Source organism: Phormidium tenue FACHB-1052 (genome assembly GCF_014696675.1).
GTDB lineage: Bacteria > Cyanobacteriota > Cyanobacteriia > Phormidesmidales > Phormidesmidaceae > Nodosilinea > Nodosilinea tenuis_A.
Map to the genome: position 1 here is coordinate 198873 of NZ_JACJQN010000009.1, position 16974 is coordinate 215846.

Consider the following 16974-nt stretch of genomic DNA (forward strand, 5'->3'; position numbering starts at 1 on the left):
CATCATCCCAATAGCGTGCTGACGCGTACAGTAGGCAGGGTTGTGGCCCGGCTGCTATGGGCTTTGTCTTCGACAGCGGTAGATTAGACCCGGGTTCTGGGTGGCTGTTACTGAGTGCTTGCTCTACTCAGGCCACTCTCAGATCCATCGGCCAAAATTTACCAGATAGTGCTCGGTTAGCTGGCCTGAGGCTGCACCCGCCGCTTCTGCTCTTTACCGTCTTTCAGCCATGCCGTCTCTATCGAGATCTGTTTCCCAACCGATCGACAAGGCTACATCGCGCCCGTCGGTTCGCTGGGCAACCTTGATTCTGGCCACCATTGTCGGACTCTCAGCAGCCATGGTGATGGCCTGGTTTGCAGGTGAGGCAAGAATTACCAAAATTTTTGCCCAGCTCCAGGTGTTGCAGAACCAGCCCCCGATGTGGCTTGAAGTACCGATGGTGGCGGCCCAATATCTGGTGGCCCCCACGGTGCTGCTGCTGCTGCTAGCTTTTGCCATTACCCGCATTTCGCCCCGGCCCCAGCCCTGGTCGCGGTGTATAGTGATTAGCATTTTGCTGGTTTTGGTGGCTCGCTATCTCGCCTGGCGCTGCCTCTCAACCCTAAACTTGGCCTCGCCCCTAGAGGGCACCTTTAGCCTGCTGCTGCTGGCAGTAGAGCTATTTGGCCTCGCCATCAGCGTTATTCAACTACTGCTGCTGCTGCGGGTGCGCGATCGCCGCACCCTGGCCGATAGGCTAGAGCACGATGTCAGCCAGGGGCACTATCAGCCCTGGGTAGACGTGTTTATTCCAACCTATGATGAACCAGCTTTTATCCTGCGCCGCACCGTGATCGGCTGCCAAGCGATGGATTATCCCCACAAAACCATATATCTGCTCGACGACACCCGCCGTTCTGAAATCAAAGCCCTGGCCGCTGAATTAGGCTGCCAGTATCTGACTCGCCCCAACAACCACCACGCCAAAGCTGGCAACCTTAACCACGCCCTCGCACTCACCCAGGGAGAACTGATCGCCTCCTTTGATGCCGATTTCGTCCCAACTCGCAACTTTCTCTGCCGCACCGTTGGCTTTTTTCAACACCTCACGGTAGGGCTGGTGCAGACGCCCCAAAGTTTTTATAACTCCGACCCCATCGCCCGCAACCTGGGGCTAGAAGGGGTGCTGACCCCAGACGAAGAGGTCTTTTACCGCCAAATTCAGCCCATGCGAGATGGGTCGGGCAGCGTGGTCTGTGCCGGTACCTCGTTTGTGGTGCGCCGCAGCGCCTTAGAAGACAGCGGTGGCTTTGTCACCGAATCGCTCAGCGAAGACTACTTTACCGCCGTACGCCTATCAGCCCAAGGCAACGAGGTCATCTATTTGGACGAACAGCTCAGTGCGGGCCTGGCAGCGGAGAATATTTCAGCCCATGTCACCCAGCGGCTGCGGTGGGCCAGAGGCACCCTCCAGGCGTTTTTTATCGACTCCAATCCCCTGACTATTCCAGGGCTGACCCCCCTTCAGCGCCTAGGGCATTTAGAAGGGCTAATGAATCAGTTGGGCAGCATTCCTCGACTAGTGCTGTTGCTAATGCCATTGGCCTACTCATTTCTCAATGTGGTGCCGATTCAAGCCAACACCCGCGAAGTGCTGTATTTCTTTTTGCCCTACTACCTAGTGCAGCTCACCGTATTCGCCTGGCTCAACCACTATTCCCGCTCGGCGCTGATTTCTGATATTTACTCGGTGGTGCTGGTGTTTCCCTTGGCGGCCGCGGTAGTGCAAGCCCTGGTCAGACCCTTTTCAAAGGGTTTTGACGTCACCCCCAAGGGCACGTCAAACCAAAGGTTTCAGTTTAATTGGCGGCTGAGCTTACCCCTGATCGTTTTGTTTGGGCTGACCGCCGTCAGCCTGTGGCGCAACCTAGGCCTCTGGCTGATGATCGGATGGGGCAGCGAGAGCTACGATCTCCAGGCCAAGGGGCTGGCCCTAGGCTGGATATGGAGTGCCTACAACCTGGCGATGATCGCGATCGCTCTACTAATTTTGCTCGATGTCCCTCGCCCCGACCCCCACGTGTGGCTCGATCTGCGCCGTGTAGTGAAGCTGTCGCCCCGCCTGAAACAGCCGGGGGCGGGGAGTCGTCCTAACCCCAGGCCCGCCGATCGCCCTGCACCCAAAACCTGGTGGGGCATGACCACGCTAATGTCAGAAGCCGGAGTCGAGGTGGCCCTCACCCAACCGGCGTCTTTGGAGCATCCCCTCAGCGTAGGAATGGCAGTCGATCTAGAAATCGCCGAGGAGGCGATCGCCCTAGAGGGCATCGTCACCGCCATAGACTACCAAGACGAGTTGCCCCATCTGCGAGTGCAGTTTGGCCCCATGGCCCCCGCCACCTACCGCACCCTGGTCACCACTCTGTTTTGCCGCCCCGGCCAGTGGAAGCGGTGGAACAGCCCTGGCGAGCTGCGATCGATCGGGCTGCTGCTGCGGGTGCTGTTTTGGCCAAGATGGGCAAATGACCGCAGTTCCAAAGCGCTGCCGGTGGTCAAAGGGTAAACCATCCGCTCAGAAACACTCTATGATGGCGGCTAACACTACCCACTGCGCCTTTGTCGCCCTGCGCCCCAGCCTATGCAGATCACCTACGACCCCGATCGCGACATCCTGCAAATTGCCTTTAACCAGCGCGAAGTCGGTGAAACCGCCCGCATTTCGCCCAACCTCATTCTCGATTACGACGACGACGGCATGGTTGTGGGGCTGGAGCTACGCGAGGCCTCTCGCCGGGTTGATAGCCCCCTCTCAGTCACGTTTACCGTAGGCGACGCCGATCTCGAAAAGCCGCAGCCGTAGTGGCCCAGCACCTTTACCTGGGCTAGCTCCAAAGTGGATTGCATTTAGGGCCGTTATGAATTCAGTGGCGTAGGGCTGCAATCAGCGCAGCAAAAAAAAAGGGAGGCATGGCCTCCCCAATCATCATGACTTACTCTCAATCGTTAACCGTTAGCGCAGAGACTTCTTCTGCTCTGCACTAGGCTTCGCCCGCTTCAATGGCAGGGGCTTCAGTACCACCCAGACTGATTTTGACCACCTTATTGCGAGCCTCAACCACCTTGGGCAAGGTCAACGTCAGCACGCCGTGGGTAAAGTCGGCCACAACCTTGTCATTTTGCACAGCGTCGGGCAGGTTAACCATGCGCTGGAAGCTGCCGTAGCGGGTGTCGTCGTAGAGCACCTGGGTGCCTTCTTCAGCAGAGGCTTCGGGAGCCTTGCGAACACCAGCAACAGACACGCTGTCAGCGGTTACCTGCACATCGAGGTCAGCAGCGGTGACGCCCACTAGGTGAGCCGTCAACACGAACTCATGGCCGTGGTCAACTAAGCGAATGGCAGGAGCCCAATCGGTCTTGGTCAGCGCTTCACTGGTGAGATCGCCAAAGGCATCGTTAATCTGACGGCGGATGGCGTTGATTTCAGTAATGGGGTCTAGGTAGCGACGAATAATCATGGGTATTTAACCTCCTGGTACTTGCCTTTTCAAACCGTTAAAGTCAATCGGGTCAAGCGTTTGAGCTTTCGCTCTCTACAGTTACTATGGTGCGACAGGATCACCTATATCTAAAGGGGTAGGAACCCTACTGCAATGGCGAACTTCCCTCCCGTACTGGGCTGTGGGGTGAACCGTACCAGGGGCGATCGCGCTCTCAAGTACTGCGGGGGGAGCATTTGCTATTGCCATGGCAAGGCGGTCTGACGCCTCAGAGTCTCCGCGAGTGCCTTAGCAATATGGTCATTAGTTAGTGGGGCGTAGGCAGGTTACGTTGCCAAAATCGTAACTCCGCTCTATCGAGCATAAAACTGAACGGTAGAACCGCCGCGACCCAATGCGGTTGAATGACCGCGATTTTGGGAAGCGAGCAGAGTAAAGTCTCTAGCTAAACTACACAAACGTCTTTGCCAAACCACCGCTTGCTGAAGTGAGGGATAGGGATTCAGGATTAGACGCTAAGCCTCTAAACAGGTTCTCCGAGGAAATGCTGAGTACATTTGCTCATTAGTTTAAGTTATCAAATCAACACACAATCAGTGGAGATTGTGTTAATGAAAATCTGTACTTGTTGTTACAATGGGAGACGGAGGAGATGAGAGCCCTCCAGCGGAAAAATTATCTAACCTCCGACGCTGCAAAAAGCGCTGGGTTTTTGGATGGTTTCTTCCAGATTGAGAGAACAACGTAGATATTTAGTATCACCCACATCGGCTTCCCTAGGGAGCCGATTTTTTTTATTCTTTACGATCGCGATCGCCCTTCACTCTGCCTCTAGAGGTAACTTCACGCAGGACGGGTAAACCGGCCCGTGGGCCAGGGTTACGGTAACAATCTGATGGTCTATTTGGGCGCAGTCCCCCGGCCTCGCCCCGGTACCACTATTCACCGCATAGGCCGGAAAACATGACGACGCTACGCTTAGCCGCAGGCGGTGACCAGGGGCCAGGGTACAGGCGGTGGGCTGTAGGGGCAGCGTCACCTTTTGAGGGCCAGGATTGGCCATATCGGGATTATTAACCCGGCACTGCCCCTGGGTAAGGTTAATTACCCGACCATCGCCATACAATTCTGAAAGCACCACGCTGAGGTCAAAGCTGAGCGCATCGGCCCGGCAGTAGAGGGTAGCGATCGCCGTTCCCACCAGCGTCAGCCCTTCAGTCAAAGGAGCAGTCGTATAGGTCAGTACGTCGGAGCGGCTGTCGATCGCCCCTCGGGCGAAGGGGCCAGAGGGCAAGCCGCAGTGGCCACCCAGGGAGGGCACCGGTCGCCAGGGATCGTGCACAATCACGTCCTCAGTCGGGGATGCAGGTTGGCCCTGGAGCTGAAACAGGTGAGGACTAAGCAGACCGTCATCCTCGCGCATCCCCGCCAAGCCGCTGCTGCTGAGGTAGAAGGGTTGGTTAGGGTTGTCCGGCCAGCGATCGCGCCCCTGCCACTGGTTTACCCCCATCACAAACAGCTGAACAGGAGCTTGATCGACCATTTCCGAGGGAGAATCTTTCAAAAACCGATCGAACCAGCGAATTTGCAGGCGATCGATGGGGCTGTCGGCCTCTGGGCCAAAATCCACCGCTCCCACCCGGCGGCTCCAGGGCAGGTGTCCCCAGGGGCCAATCCACAGGGCTTGGGGGGCGCTGCCTCTGGACACCATTTGCTGATAGAGGCGCAGATCGCCCCTCAGATAAGGGTCGTACCAGCCACCGATGTGCAGCATCGGCAAATCCACCTCGGCTAAATCTGGCTTGAGCGCTTGCCAGTAGTCGTCGGGCTGAGGGCGATCGAGCCACTGGTGAAAGAAAGAATCGGGCGCATAGGTCTTCAGCACCTGGGGCCGAGCAGGAACAGCATCGCCCAGGGGTAGGGCATGGGCAGCCTGTCTCAGCGCCTGATATGCCACTGCATCCTGCTTCAGACGAGCGGTTTCGGCAGCGAGCTGAAGCGCCCAGCCCAGACCAATTTGCAGGGGCAAAGCTCCATTTTCGTAGGCCCAGTCAGCATAGAGGTCGTAGCCCACCATGGCTGGAGCGATCGCCCTTAGCGCAGACGGCTGCTTCGCCGCCGCATATAGCTGGGTCATCCCTTGATAGGAAAACCCATACATACCGACCTTCCCACTGCTTTGGGGAAGGTTTGCCGCCCACTGCACTGTGGCATAGCCGTCGTCGGCCTCGTGGCAAAACAGGTCAAACTCGCCACCGGAGGTACCCCGCCCCCGAACATCTTGAATCACCACAATGTAGCCGTGGCTGGCGTACCAGGTGGGGTGAGCATAGACCACAGTGGAGGCGATCGCCCGACCGTAGGGCTGCCGCATCAACAACACCGGAAATAGCCCCTCGCCAATGGGGTAGTACCCATCGGCATCGAGATGAATTGCCTTCCCCTCGACCTCTCCGTCCGGGGAGGGCAGCACCAGGGTTAGGGGTTGCGGGGGCGCAACAGCGTAGAGGCCGGGGGTGAGCAAGGGTTTACACAACGGTAGGATGCTGGCCCTAACGGGGAATGGTGGGCGGTACCCACCCTACGGTACCGAAAGGAGTGCCCCTAGGGATAGGGGGAATCGTGACGGCCCAAGACAGCCAGATCTTCATCGTCTAGCTCGACGGGGGTGCCGCTGCGAATCAGCTCAGCAAAATCTTCATTGGGCACCATAATGCATAGGGTATAGAGCCGAGTAGAGCCAGTATTTTCAACCACGTGCACGCCGCTGGGAGGCACCAAGATGCTGTCTCCTGCCTGAATAGCAACGGTTTTGCCGTCGCAGGTAGCACAGCCTTCGCCCTTGAGCACAAAGAACATTTCAACGGCAACCTGGTGGCGGTTGGGGGGTGTTTTGCCGCCAACGTCAAAAATTTCGACGCAGTAGGTTAGCGACATATTGGCAACAGTGGGGTCAAACACTAGGGCCAGGCGGTTGCTATCGCCAGGACTTATGCGAAAAGCCTGGTAATCCTTCGGCGACTTGTACACCGGCACGACGCAGCTAGTAGGCAACGAGCAGGTTAGGGAGTCCATAACCACAGTATCCATAACCGGTTGGCCTAACGGAACGGCATGACTATGCTAAACAGACTCCCGCACAGATCACAGTAGCTCACCGTACCGTTCATAAAAAGTTGCCTAACCCAGAGGTTCCCATCGCAGCCAAAACTACACATTTAAGCGGGCAGGAATGGCTCCAGCGGTTGGCGACTCAGCGCTGTAACCTTCGGACTCTAAAGAGATCGCGTAGGTTCTTTATGAAGTCCCTGGCTGAGGCAGTTTAGGGTTACGCTAAACCTCAGTATCCCCATCTAGCTGTGGTGCTAGGCCATCGGGGAAAGCTAGAAACGCCTGGGTTGCTCTACTACCGCTATCGACACAACTCATTCTCCAGGTCTACGGTTACTCCCTTGGTCTAAAGCGCAGCATGATCGACATCCTCATCATTGAGCACGATGCCGCCACAGAGCAGTTTTTGGTTAGCGCTCTCAAGCAGCAGGGTTACAGCATCACCACCGCCCGCAGCGGGGCAGAAGGCCTCACCCTGGCCGAAAAGCTGCTGCCGGGGGTGATTATCTGCGACTGGAATATTCCGGGCACCATTGATGGGCTGGCTATTTGCCAAGCCCTCAAGCATCACCCGGTGCTCTCGATTACGTCTCTGCTGCTGCTGACGGCCCGCTACAGCACCGCCGACCGAGTCAAAGGGCTAGAGATGGGGGCCGACGACCTGCTCTCGAAGCCGGTGGACATCAATGAGCTCAATGCCCGGGTGCGGGCGGGGCTGCGCATCTACCAGCTCACCCAAGATCTGCGCCAGCAAAAGCAGCGGATGGAAGCTGAAATGGCGGAAGCGGAGGGCTATGTGCGATCGCTCCTGCCCGACGATCAAGAGGGTAGAGTGCCCATCCAGTCGCGGTTTTTGCCCTCTCAGCAGCTCGGCGGCGACTGCTATGACTACTACTGGCTCGACCCCGACTATCTGGTGATGTATTTGCTCGATGTCTCAGGCCACGGGCTGGGGTCAGCGCTGCTCTCCACCTCGGTGCTAAATGTGCTGCGCGCTCAGTCGCTGCCCGATGTCAGCTTCTACCGCCCCGAAAAAGTGCTGCGGGCGCTGAACGAAACCTTTCAGATGAGCGATCAGAACCAAAAATATTTCACCATCTGGTACGGTGTGCTCAACTGCGCCAACCGCCAGCTGCTCTACGCCAGCGCGGGCCACCCCCCCGCAGTGCTGGTGTCAATCGATGGCGACCAAAATGTGACTACCACCCGCCTGCGCACCCCCGGCATGCCCGTGGGCATGTTGCCCGAGGCCAAGTACCAGTGGCAGCGCTGCCAGCTGCCCCCCAACAGCAGCCTTTATTTATTCAGCGATGGCCTCTACGAGGTGCTGCAAGACAATCAGCAGTACCTCGGATTAGATAATTTTGTGGATTTGCTGGCCGTGGCCAAGCGCGAGCGCAGCATCGACCACATCCTCGATACCGTAATTAAGTGTCAGGCAGGGGAGGTCGCCAGCGACGATATGTCTTTAATGATGGTCAACTTAGACTAGTCTTCAGCCGCATAAATAATAAAGGGGCTTTCCCAAGGGTGTCAGGTTTTAGGTATAGGTTTGGGGCTAACTCTTATACCTGAAACCTGACACTTTGCACCCCTTATTAGTATCTAAATCTAGGACACTTTGAGCTTGGCATCTTCAAAGGCCTGACGGTTTTCATAAATTTCAAACACTCGATCCATACTGGTCAATTCAAACAGCATACGAACCTGATCGTTCATAGAGCAAATGCAAAAGCTGTGGTTGAGCGATCGCGCCTTTTTAAGCAGTACAACCAGTGTGCCTAGACCCGAGCTGTCGATAAAGGTAATGTCTTTTAAGTCAACTAAAATGGCCTCGACCCCTTCATCGAGCAGTGCCTCCACAGAGGCACGAAACTCTTCGGCTTTGGTGCTGTCTAAAATACCGGCAGGCTCAATAACTTGAACGTTAGAACTCATAATAAAAATCACTATCTAAAATTAACAACTGTTTGGTAGACAGCACTCAGCCCATTAGCTAAATCATAGCCAATGCTGGGGAGTATATAGCCCTGGGGGTGCGATCGCGGTCGATTTCTACCACTAGGTTAACGTGTTCGCCATCGCGCTTGAGAGCTTCAATAAACAGCTCCGGGTGCAGGGCGCACCAGAAATACTCCACAAACGCATCGATGGTGGCATCGCTCATGCCGGTTTTGCCCTGGGCCTTCATTTGGTGTTCGGCGTCTTTGCGCCACTGTTTGCTCAGGCGGTAGTCGGCTGGGCACAGCACCATCAGGCGATCGAGACAGTCCCACAGGGGCAGGTAGGTGGCGAGTTCAGCGTTCATGTCGCGGGCAAACTGGCGGTCGGCAGCAGTGACAATGGGCTCCGGGGCCTGGTCAAACTGAGCCGGATCGATGGGGCGCGCCCCTAAAAACCAGCCCTCAAACAGCAGAATATCTACATCCTGCACCCACTCGGGGTCGGTGCGATCGCCCTCGCCGCCGTGCAGCGATTTGTCGAACCGAGGCAGGGCCACAGCCGCCCCCGCCCCCGCCGCTCGAATCTGGTTCAGGGTAGCCAGGCCTAGGTCGATGTCGTGGGTGCCCGGTGGCCCACGCCACCGCAGCCGGGGGTCAACCTGAATCAGCACCTGGCGATCGCGGTAGGTTTTGTAAATATCGTCGATCGAAAGACCCACTGCCCGGTAGCCCATCACCTGGAGAATGTGCTGCAAAATCAGAGTCAGGGTAGTTTTTCCCGTGCCCTGCCCGCCGAGCACCCCCTGAATTAGCGGGCCAGGCTGAGTGTCGCGGGCCTGTTTGAGGGTTAGGGCCAGGGGTAGCCACAGCCGCCAGTAGAGCCCGAGGTAGTGCTCCATTGGCGCGGCGGGCAAGGGCAATGTGTCGTGGTGGGCTACTAGAGTTCGCAGCCAGCCCAGGCGCTCCTCGATCTGGGCCATGCCATTCTCAGCGGTAATGCCCCAGGCCGCGGCCTGTCTGGGGTCGGCCAGTTCCCAGGCCAGCAGTTGCTGACGCTGGGCGTCGTCGAGGGCGCTGCCCGCCAGGTGGGCGGTGAGCAGGGGCGCGATCGCAAAATCTGTCGCAAAATTCGCTGAAGTTGTCGAGTCTGCCATCACTGCATCGTCACGGTTGGTTGCTGAGCTGCACCAGAATGCTGCCGGTCTGCATCGCATCACTGCGATCGCCACTGACCAGCGTAATCTGTTGTAGATGCTTGAGGGCGGGCTGGGCCGCCGTGCTCCACAGCCGCCACCGGGGCAGCTGGGCGGCTAAGCGAGCCTGAACCTGCGGCCAGTCGATATGCACATAGCCGGTGCTGGGGCCAGACACCTGGGCCACTTGCGACCACCAGGCCGGGCGCTGCCGGGGTACAGCAGCGGGGTGAATGACGGCATCTAGCGTGGCGGGGGAGGCGGCCAGTGCCTCGTACTGATCGACCTGGGCATGTAGACCCGCCACCTCGGCCACCACCTGCAAGGGCTGTGCCCCCCGTGTTTTGGGTAGGGCCAAGCGAGTCCAGGCGATCGCCGGAGTGCCCCGCAGATCTAGCGACCCAACCCCCAGGCCCCTTTCCTGGGCTACAGCAGTCATCCCATCAAGCGCTGCGGCCAGGGTTGCGCTCTGGGGAGCGACCACTAACCAATCGGGCGAGCCGGTTTCAGCCGTCCCTACTCCCACCCCATAGGCGCGATCTACTCCTGTCTGGAGGAGATCCATCGCGCCCTGGCCCAGCGCACCATCAATCAACTTGGCTAATGGAAAGCTGCCGTCCCCCCCAGGGGAGATCAGGGCCAGCAGGGGATCGAGCCGCTGCCCCAGGGTTGCTAAGTCAGTTCCCACGGCGGCTACCGCCAGGGAATCTGGCAGGTAGGGCACAATACCTTCCCAATCGGCTGACCTGGCCCGCTGAGGATGGAGGCGATGCCCCTGGGCGGCCAGCAGCGCCGTGTGGCCCACTAGCCCCTCACGGGAGAGCTGCCACGACATCAGCCCCCAGCCCACTTGGTCATCAGCGGCTCCCAGTTCACCCAGTCCCACTGCCGCCCTAGCAGGCTTGCTCTCGGGGTTGAGCCACTGGCTGACCGCAGGCAGGTTCAGCGCTAGCAGCGCCACCCGCTGACTGGGCAGCTCCCGCAGGGCAGTTTTATAACGGCGATCGCTTTGGAGATTGAGATCGGTAGACTGGGCAGCAGTGAGGGCTTGGCGCAACACGTCGGGGTGATTGGCCGCCAGTACATAGCGGTTGGCCACTAGAGCCGTGGCTAGCTGGGCAATTTCTTCTCTAGAGGATTGCGGAGTTGCCCGCCGCGCGTAAATTAGGCGGTTGCCCGAAAATTCTTCAAAGGTGAGGGCGTCACCAGCGATCGCGCGGTTTTGCCAGTACAGCTCTAGCGCCGCCTGGGCTGCCGCGCTGTCGTTGCAAGCCAGGGCCACCAAGTAGCCAGGAGCGGTGCCATTGGTGGGGTCTTGGTCGAGGTCGGGGGTCACCATGGCGGCGGTCACCTCTTCCCCTAGCCAGGGCTGGATGTCGCGGCTGTAGCTGAGGCCGGTGTTGGCCAAGAGCGCTTGCTCAATTAGTTCTTGATCGCGGCGAGTTTCCTGGCGCAGGCGGGGGGCAGCCAGGTATTCCCACAGGTTGGCGAGGCGATCGGGACGCACCAGCACCGAGGCGACAACGGGCGACTGCTTGGGCACAAATTGCAGCGCCAGCGGCTGAGCCTGGCCACCGCGCTCAATCAGATACAGGGGTGTATTGAGGGTTAACCGCCCCAGCAGGCCCAACCCCAGCACCAGCACCAGCCCGGCGACAATGGCGAGGGGACGAATAAACGAGCGAAACTTCATTGACCTCACGCCTGAAACCCAAAAACACCCACAGCGCGATTGCCCACGCCGACTAATTCTCCCTAGTGTATGGCCCTTCGATACCCGTAATGCCTCGGATGCCAGCGGGCTGTTTAGAAATTAAACAATGTAAATTTTCGGATTTCTAGAATTTAGCGAGAAAATCGCGCCAATTTGCTTGATTATGGCCATTTTAAGCAATTCGCCATCAGCTTAGAAGGGCGATCGCTGCTGCCCTCAACTAAGACAATCCCAGCCAAATGCTGTAGGTAGCCTTAAAACTGGCCAAATCCAGCGGCATTAAGGCCTGTCCTAGCATTATGGCCCTATAGATACAGTTTTTGGGGTAAACTATGCCGCACTCTTCTGACCTACGACGGTTTGCTGCTCTATCGGCCCTGTGTTTCCTTTAGTGATCTGTGCCCTGCTCTGCCTGGCACTCATTCTGATTGGGGGACTTGACCAACGCCGCCACCGTGCCTCCAGCCTCAGCTAACCCTGCTACTCCCAGTTCACCGGCTGAATGCGATCGACGTAATCGAGGTTGGCTAGCTCGATCAGGATGTCTTGGTGGTTGGTCTGGTAGGTGTTGCCAATGGTCAGCACCTCATCCTCACCGCAGCCAATGCGCCCTCGGCTCTGCGGAAAAAACTGCGCTGAAGGGTCGATGGCGCTCACCGCCTGGGTGTAGGCACCGCCCGCAGGAATACAAAACTCATAATCGAGCGATCGCTTGCCGTCAGTGGGGCCAGAGAGTCCATTTTCGTCCAAAGTGCCCAGATCAAAGGCAATTTTGTTGATTGCGCTGCTGTGGTCTGCGGAGGGCGCAGGCTGGCAGGCAAAAGCCAGGGCTAGAACCGCTGCCCCCAGGGATAGGGCGATGCTGGAGCGTGGGCGGAGAAATAGGGACATGGAGCTAACGCTGGTTGAGGGTGCTCAGGCTTGGCTAGGGGCGGTGCCGATAGATTGGCTGACAATGGCTTGAGCCTGCTTTTCAGTCGCGGCCTTGCGCTCGCTGTGGCGATCGGTGAGATAGTCCACTTGGTCGCGCAGCAGCAGAGTGAATTTGTAGAGTTCTTCCATTACGTCGATGACGCGATCGCGGTAGGCCGAGTCTTTCATCGTGCCATCGTCGTCAAATTCCTGGTAGGCCTTGGGCACCGATGACTGGTTAGGAATCGTAAACATCCGCATCCACCGACCCAGCACCCGTAGCGTGTTGACCGCATTGAAAGACTGCGACCCGCCGCTCACCTGCATCACCGCCAGGGTTTTGCCTTGGGTAGGTCGCACCGCTCCTAAACTCAGCGGTATCCAGTCGATCTGGTGCTTCATCAGGCCACTGATATTGCCGTGCAGCTCGGGGCTTGACCACACCTGCCCCTCCGACCACAGCACGAGATCCCGCAGCTATTGCACCTTGGGGTGGTCGTCAGGTACGCTGCCATGAATCGGCAGATCGTGGGGATGAAAGAAGCGCACCTCAGCCCCAAAGCCCTCAATAATTCTGGCGGCTTCTTCGGCTAGCAGCCGACTGTAGGAGCGATCGCGTAACGAACCGTAGAGAAATAAAATCCTCGGCTTGTGGTCAAAGCTCATGGGTTCTCATCTATCTACTTATCTAGGTGAGTGCCGATGAGGCAGGCTCCGGTCAGGCTAACACCATCAAGTCGGGTGCTGGAGAGATCAGCGCAGAGCAGATTGGCACCGCCGAGAGAGGCTCCCGACAAATTGGCCTGACGCAGATCGGCCTCTTCTAAATTCGCGTTGTCTAGTCGCGCCCCTTGCAAGTCGGTCTGGGAGAGGTCGGCCCCCTTCAGGTTGGTATCGCTGAGGTTGGCCCCTCGCAGGTCGGCACCGCGCAGATCAACCCCTTGCAGGTTTACCCCCATCAGGTTGCAGCCACTCAAGAAGGCTCCGGCCAGGCTGACGCCGCCCAAGCGCGCCCCCATCAGATTTGCGCCCCGCAAGTTTGCGCCTCGCAGGTCGGCTCCTGTCATGTCGCACTGCATCAGGTTCGCGCCCCACAGATTGGCCCGCAGGTCGGCCCCCACGAGGCTGGCACCCATCAGGTTAGCCCCTTCTAAGTGAGCTTTGACCAGGGAGGTGCGGCTTAAGTTGGCCCCCACCAGGGTCGCCCCGGCTAGGTAGAGACCCGCCAGGTCAGCACCAGAGAGGTCTTCATCTTCCAGATCAGCCCCGGCCAGGTGACGGAGCTTGCCCGATCGCAGGGCGGCAATATCTATAGAGTCGCTGGGCACAGAGGTCATTCCTGGGAGGGCACTATCGAGGGAGCAGTTCAGAGGAGGCGGGAAAGACCGAAGCTTGGTCAGCCACATCAGGGTTCAACAACCCCGACCCCAAGGTAATTTTAGTCGGTATTGTGGGCAGGCTCATCCCCTGCTGGAGACCCATCACCATTAGCCCTAAAATCTCGACAAGTTTGGGATCCCATCGCTGACCAGCTTCGGCCTGACAGGTGGTGAGCACGTCACTCAGCAGAGACATGTCGGTCTCGGCGGGGTCTTGACCGTGGCGAGCCTGGGCCGCCCGCCGCTGAAATTCTGCCACCAGCGCCAGCATGCGCGACTCTAGAGGCACCGCATCACCGACAAGGCCAGCCGGGTAGCCGCTGCCATCCCAGCATTCGCCCTGGTGGGCAATGATGGCCGCCACCGCCCGCATGCGAGGCATCAGCCGCAGCGCCTGCACCTCAGGAATCAGCGGGCAGCTTGGCCCATCGTCGGCCAGGGCCGCCAGGTCAGGGGCCGGGGCAATGCGGTGCAGCATGCCCGCCAGGCGCAGCCGCTGGAGCTGCCAGGCGGGCAGGTCAAGTAGCTGGCCCATCATTTCTAGCAGCGCCACCACTTCGCTCGCGGCCATGGGGTTGACCGGGTCGCTGAGATCCACCAGTTGGGCCATGCGCAAAAACGCCTGTAGCTCGTTGGAGAGCAGGTTTTGGTCGAGGTCATCAACCACGCTAAAGGCGAGGTTGCCCTGAAGGTCATTGCGGCTGTTTTGCAGGTAGTGCACCACCTGGGCCACGGTATGGCTCACAACCGCAGGCTCGTCACTGCGGAGGGCAGGGTTTTGCTGCTTGAGGGTGGCCAGGTGGTCGGCTAACTGCGCCTGAAGGGTTGGGTTATAGCGACCCACGTGGGCGATCGCCAGCTCCACCGTTTCGCTCACCAGAGCCGAGTCAAAGGTCCAAAACCCGTAGAACTTGCGCTCCAGGTCGTGCTCGGGGATGCCCGTCTTGCCATAGTCTGATTCTGACAGTTCCTGACACAGCACCATGGCAGTGTAGTCGGGAGAAAAAATTATCAGGTGCCATTCTTCGGCCACCGGGTCGTTGTCAGCCAAATCGACAAGGGCCACGTTCTCACGCTGACTGGTGGGGTGGTCGTGGAAGCCAGCCTCGGGTGAGGCCATGATCACAATTTGCTGGGCAACGTCTGCGATCGCGCTGTAGCGATCGGCCTCTTCTAAATACCACTTACCCCGCTGAAAGGCCGTCACCACCAAGGGGGCCGAGCCAGAGGTCAAAATACAGTCTTCTAGGGCGTGGCAAAGAGCGACCAGGGTATTTTTGTAGTAGACGCCATAGTTGAGCGGTGTCGTATCTGGCTCAGTGCGACCATCCACCAACTGCTTTAATATTGACCCCTCCAGCATCGCAATCCCCTATAGTTCTATTGCCTGTAACCCTTGTATTCAGGATGATAACGCAGCCAGTGGGCGGCGGTCAGCCTCGATTGGCGCGCTCAAGGCCTCCTCTAAAGGAGCCAGCCCCAGGCGCTCTTCCAGAATGTCCATCACCTCGCGACCAAAGTCGTCAGGGTTGCGCTGCCACGCCTCTAGACACACCTCGCCAAAAAACGATCCCAGCGGTTCTGGGTTCCACAACAGCTTCTTCGACACCCAGGGCAGGTGGATATCGAGGGGGTTGTAGTCGCGCTTGAGCATGTCTTTTTCAAAGGCATACTCCTCCAGGTGGGTGTGGGGCTGAAGGCCAATGAAGAAAATTGCTGGCTCCACCTTGTCGCGGCCAAACACCGCTTCTAGGGCGCGGTGGTAGGCCAGGGTTTGACGAATGGTTTCGGGCCGCTCGTCAATCACATTAAAGGAGTAGTTGACCGACACCAGGTCGTTAAACCCCGCCGCTTTGAGGTCTTTGCAGTTTTGCAGCACCGTGCGCAGGTTGTAGCCCATGCGCATTTTGCGCACCAGTTCTTGCGAACCGCTGGTGATGCCGATCTCAAAATAGTTCATGCCGGTGTCAGCCATCAGCTTGCAGAGCTTAGGTGTCAGGTTGTCGGCGCGGATGTAGGCGGCCCAGTGAATATCGGTCATGCCCGCGTCGAGAATCTTCTCCAGCAATTCCTCCGCATCCTTCATAAACCGGCGAGCCGGGATGAACTGGGCATCGGTAAACCAAAAATTGCGCACGCCTCGCTTGTAGAGCTGCTGCATTTCGGCCACCACCTCCTCGGCAGGGTTGATGCGCACCTGCTTGCCCTCAACCACCGTATAGACGCAGTAGCAGCAGTTGTGGGGGCAACCCCGCTTGGTCTGCACACCAATGTAGAAATCCTGGTCTTGCAGGTAATAGCCAAACTCGGGCCAGATCGCCTCGATATAGTCGTAGTTGCAGGCGGTTTTTTCGAGCGGGGCGGGCTCTTCGTGGATCAGGCGATCGCGTGGCGTTGTCTCCCCAGCAATGTAGCAGCGCTGATCAGAAAAATCTTCGCCCCTCAGAATTCGCTCTAACAGCATTTCCCCCTCACCCACGGAGATGATCGTGCCTTTAGGTAGCCGGTTGTGGAGCTGCTCATAGAACACGCTCACCGCGCCGCCACCGACGACGGTAGTGACCTGCTGGGAGTAACGCTGGGCACGCTTAAAGCCGCGCTTGATCAACCCCTGGTTGCGCCACAGTTCGGCCAGGTAGGTAGTGGCCATCCGCAGGCCGCCCAGGGCACCCCGCGCCTTTAAAAAGAGGTTACGAGCGTAGAAAAATTCAAAGGCGTTTTGCAGCGGATTGCCCCCGCGACCGCCGACCGGGGCAAAAATCTGAATATCTCGCCAGGAGAACACCAGCAGGGTGGGCTTAAAGTCGTCAATGCAGCGATCGAGGGCAGCGCCATAGTCGAGGGGCGGCACGGCACCGAGATCAAAGATGCGCTGTTCTAAATGGGGAAATAGTTTGTGCACATGGTCGGCCAGGTAAACCACCCCGATGGGGAAGATGGGGTTACAGGGCAGCCGCACGTAGAGCACACGGGCCTGGCTGGCGGTAGTAGAGGGCATGCTTCTCAGGCTTGACATATATCTTCACGATAACACCGTCTTCTTCTCAGGATAGGGGAAGCTGACAAATCTCCTCCTCAGCAAACCGGGAACTCGTCGGGGCGATTCGACCGGTAGCGGCGGCGTAAGCCCCTGCAGGCGAGACCAGGCCGATCTGAGGTCGCAGAATCGTGGTATAAAAACACTGTTAAGATTTTCCGCAACGCTTTACGCTGCCTGTTTCAGACTGCCTTGAAGTTTGAGTT

The 16974-nt window shown here is 58.2% G+C and carries 13 protein-coding genes and 1 pseudogene; 3 read left to right on the forward strand and 11 right to left on the reverse strand.

Annotated elements, in window-relative coordinates:
• The first annotated feature begins 229 nt into the window (after positions 1-229).
• Both H6G07_RS14070 and H6G07_RS14075 read left to right on the forward strand, forming a co-directional pair.
• Complete coding sequence (locus H6G07_RS14070) at positions 230-2545, forward strand: glycosyltransferase family 2 protein (RefSeq protein ID WP_073608781.1); 2316 nt, start codon at positions 230-232, stop codon at positions 2543-2545.
• A gap of 75 nt (positions 2546-2620) precedes the next feature.
• On the forward strand, positions 2621-2842 hold the full coding sequence (locus H6G07_RS14075) for a DUF2283 domain-containing protein (RefSeq protein WP_073608782.1): 222 nt from the start codon (positions 2621-2623) through the stop codon (positions 2840-2842).
• Positions 2843-3020: 178 nt separating this feature from the next.
• On the opposite strand, the gene H6G07_RS14080 is transcribed toward H6G07_RS14075, so the two are convergent.
• From H6G07_RS14080 to H6G07_RS14090, 3 genes are all read right to left on the reverse strand, one after another.
• The gene (locus tag H6G07_RS14080) at positions 3021-3497 is read right to left on the reverse strand and encodes an Hsp20/alpha crystallin family protein (RefSeq protein WP_171973023.1); all 477 of its coding nucleotides are present in this window, start codon (positions 3495-3497) and stop codon (positions 3021-3023) included.
• Positions 3498-4299: 802 nt separating this feature from the next.
• Positions 4300-6003 carry a CocE/NonD family hydrolase gene (locus H6G07_RS14085; protein ID WP_084173188.1) on the reverse strand — a complete coding sequence of 568 codons (1704 nt, stop codon included), beginning with the start codon at positions 6001-6003 and terminating at the stop codon, positions 4300-4302.
• Between the two features lie 80 nt (positions 6004-6083).
• Positions 6084-6569, reverse strand: coding sequence for a cupin domain-containing protein (locus H6G07_RS14090; protein WP_242026779.1), 486 nt, complete (start codon positions 6567-6569; stop codon positions 6084-6086).
• Between the two features lie 379 nt (positions 6570-6948).
• On the opposite strand from H6G07_RS14090, the gene H6G07_RS14095 reads away from it, so the two are divergent.
• Positions 6949-8082, forward strand: coding sequence for a SpoIIE family protein phosphatase (locus tag H6G07_RS14095; protein WP_073608783.1), 1134 nt, complete (start codon positions 6949-6951; stop codon positions 8080-8082).
• A gap of 119 nt (positions 8083-8201) precedes the next feature.
• On the opposite strand, the gene H6G07_RS14100 is transcribed toward H6G07_RS14095, so the two are convergent.
• The 8 genes and pseudogenes from H6G07_RS14100 to H6G07_RS14135 all read right to left on the reverse strand — a co-directional run bounded on the left by H6G07_RS14100 (position 8202) and on the right by H6G07_RS14135 (position 16729).
• Complete coding sequence (locus H6G07_RS14100) at positions 8202-8528, reverse strand: STAS domain-containing protein (protein WP_073608784.1); 327 nt, start codon at positions 8526-8528, stop codon at positions 8202-8204.
• 58 nt (positions 8529-8586) lie between these two features.
• Positions 8587-9687: a glycerate kinase gene (locus H6G07_RS14105; RefSeq protein ID WP_242026781.1), complete on the reverse strand. Its 1101-nt coding sequence runs from the start codon at positions 9685-9687 to the stop codon at positions 8587-8589.
• Between the two features lie 10 nt (positions 9688-9697).
• Complete coding sequence (locus H6G07_RS14110) at positions 9698-11419, reverse strand: DUF3352 domain-containing protein (protein WP_073608785.1); 1722 nt, start codon at positions 11417-11419, stop codon at positions 9698-9700.
• Positions 11420-11920: 501 nt separating this feature from the next.
• Complete coding sequence (locus tag H6G07_RS14115) at positions 11921-12331, reverse strand: hypothetical protein (protein ID WP_073608786.1); 411 nt, start codon at positions 12329-12331, stop codon at positions 11921-11923.
• 24 nt (positions 12332-12355) lie between these two features.
• Positions 12356-13018 (reverse strand): annotated as a pseudogene (gene arsH, locus H6G07_RS14120) (arsenical resistance protein ArsH).
• Between the two features lie 14 nt (positions 13019-13032).
• The gene (locus tag H6G07_RS14125; RefSeq protein WP_199312083.1) at positions 13033-13689 is read right to left on the reverse strand and encodes a pentapeptide repeat-containing protein; all 657 of its coding nucleotides are present in this window, start codon (positions 13687-13689) and stop codon (positions 13033-13035) included.
• Between the two features lie 13 nt (positions 13690-13702).
• On the reverse strand, positions 13703-15094 hold the full coding sequence (locus H6G07_RS14130; protein WP_073608787.1) for a DICT sensory domain-containing protein: 1392 nt from the start codon (positions 15092-15094) through the stop codon (positions 13703-13705).
• Positions 15095-15133: 39 nt separating this feature from the next.
• Positions 15134-16729 (reverse strand): photosystem II high light acclimation radical SAM protein, encoded by a 1596-nt coding sequence (locus H6G07_RS14135; RefSeq protein ID WP_073608788.1) that lies wholly within the window; start codon positions 16727-16729, stop codon positions 15134-15136.
• Positions 16730-16974: the final 245 nt, after the last annotated feature.

Excerpts from the sequence above, each read along its gene's own strand:
- H6G07_RS14070 (WP_073608781.1), top strand. The coding sequence starts at position 230 with ATGCCGTCTCTATCGAGATCTGTTTCCCAACCGATCGACAAGGCTACA.
- H6G07_RS14075 (WP_073608782.1), top strand. The coding sequence starts at position 2,621 with ATGCAGATCACCTACGACCCCGATCGCGACATCCTGCAAATTGCCTTT.
- H6G07_RS14080 (WP_171973023.1), bottom strand. The coding sequence starts at position 3,497 with ATGATTATTCGTCGCTACCTAGACCCCATTACTGAAATCAACGCCATC.
- H6G07_RS14090 (WP_242026779.1), bottom strand. The coding sequence starts at position 6,569 with ATGGATACTGTGGTTATGGACTCCCTAACCTGCTCGTTGCCTACTAGC.
- H6G07_RS14095 (WP_073608783.1), top strand. The coding sequence starts at position 6,949 with ATGATCGACATCCTCATCATTGAGCACGATGCCGCCACAGAGCAGTTT.
- H6G07_RS14100 (WP_073608784.1), bottom strand. The coding sequence starts at position 8,528 with ATGAGTTCTAACGTTCAAGTTATTGAGCCTGCCGGTATTTTAGACAGC.
- H6G07_RS14105 (WP_242026781.1), bottom strand. The coding sequence starts at position 9,687 with ATGGCAGACTCGACAACTTCAGCGAATTTTGCGACAGATTTTGCGATC.
- H6G07_RS14110 (WP_073608785.1), bottom strand. The coding sequence starts at position 11,419 with ATGAAGTTTCGCTCGTTTATTCGTCCCCTCGCCATTGTCGCCGGGCTG.
- H6G07_RS14115 (WP_073608786.1), bottom strand. The coding sequence starts at position 12,331 with ATGTCCCTATTTCTCCGCCCACGCTCCAGCATCGCCCTATCCCTGGGG.
- H6G07_RS14125 (WP_199312083.1), bottom strand. The coding sequence starts at position 13,689 with ATGACCTCTGTGCCCAGCGACTCTATAGATATTGCCGCCCTGCGATCG.
- H6G07_RS14130 (WP_073608787.1), bottom strand. The coding sequence starts at position 15,094 with ATGCTGGAGGGGTCAATATTAAAGCAGTTGGTGGATGGTCGCACTGAG.
- H6G07_RS14135 (WP_073608788.1), bottom strand. The coding sequence starts at position 16,729 with ATGCCCTCTACTACCGCCAGCCAGGCCCGTGTGCTCTACGTGCGGCTG.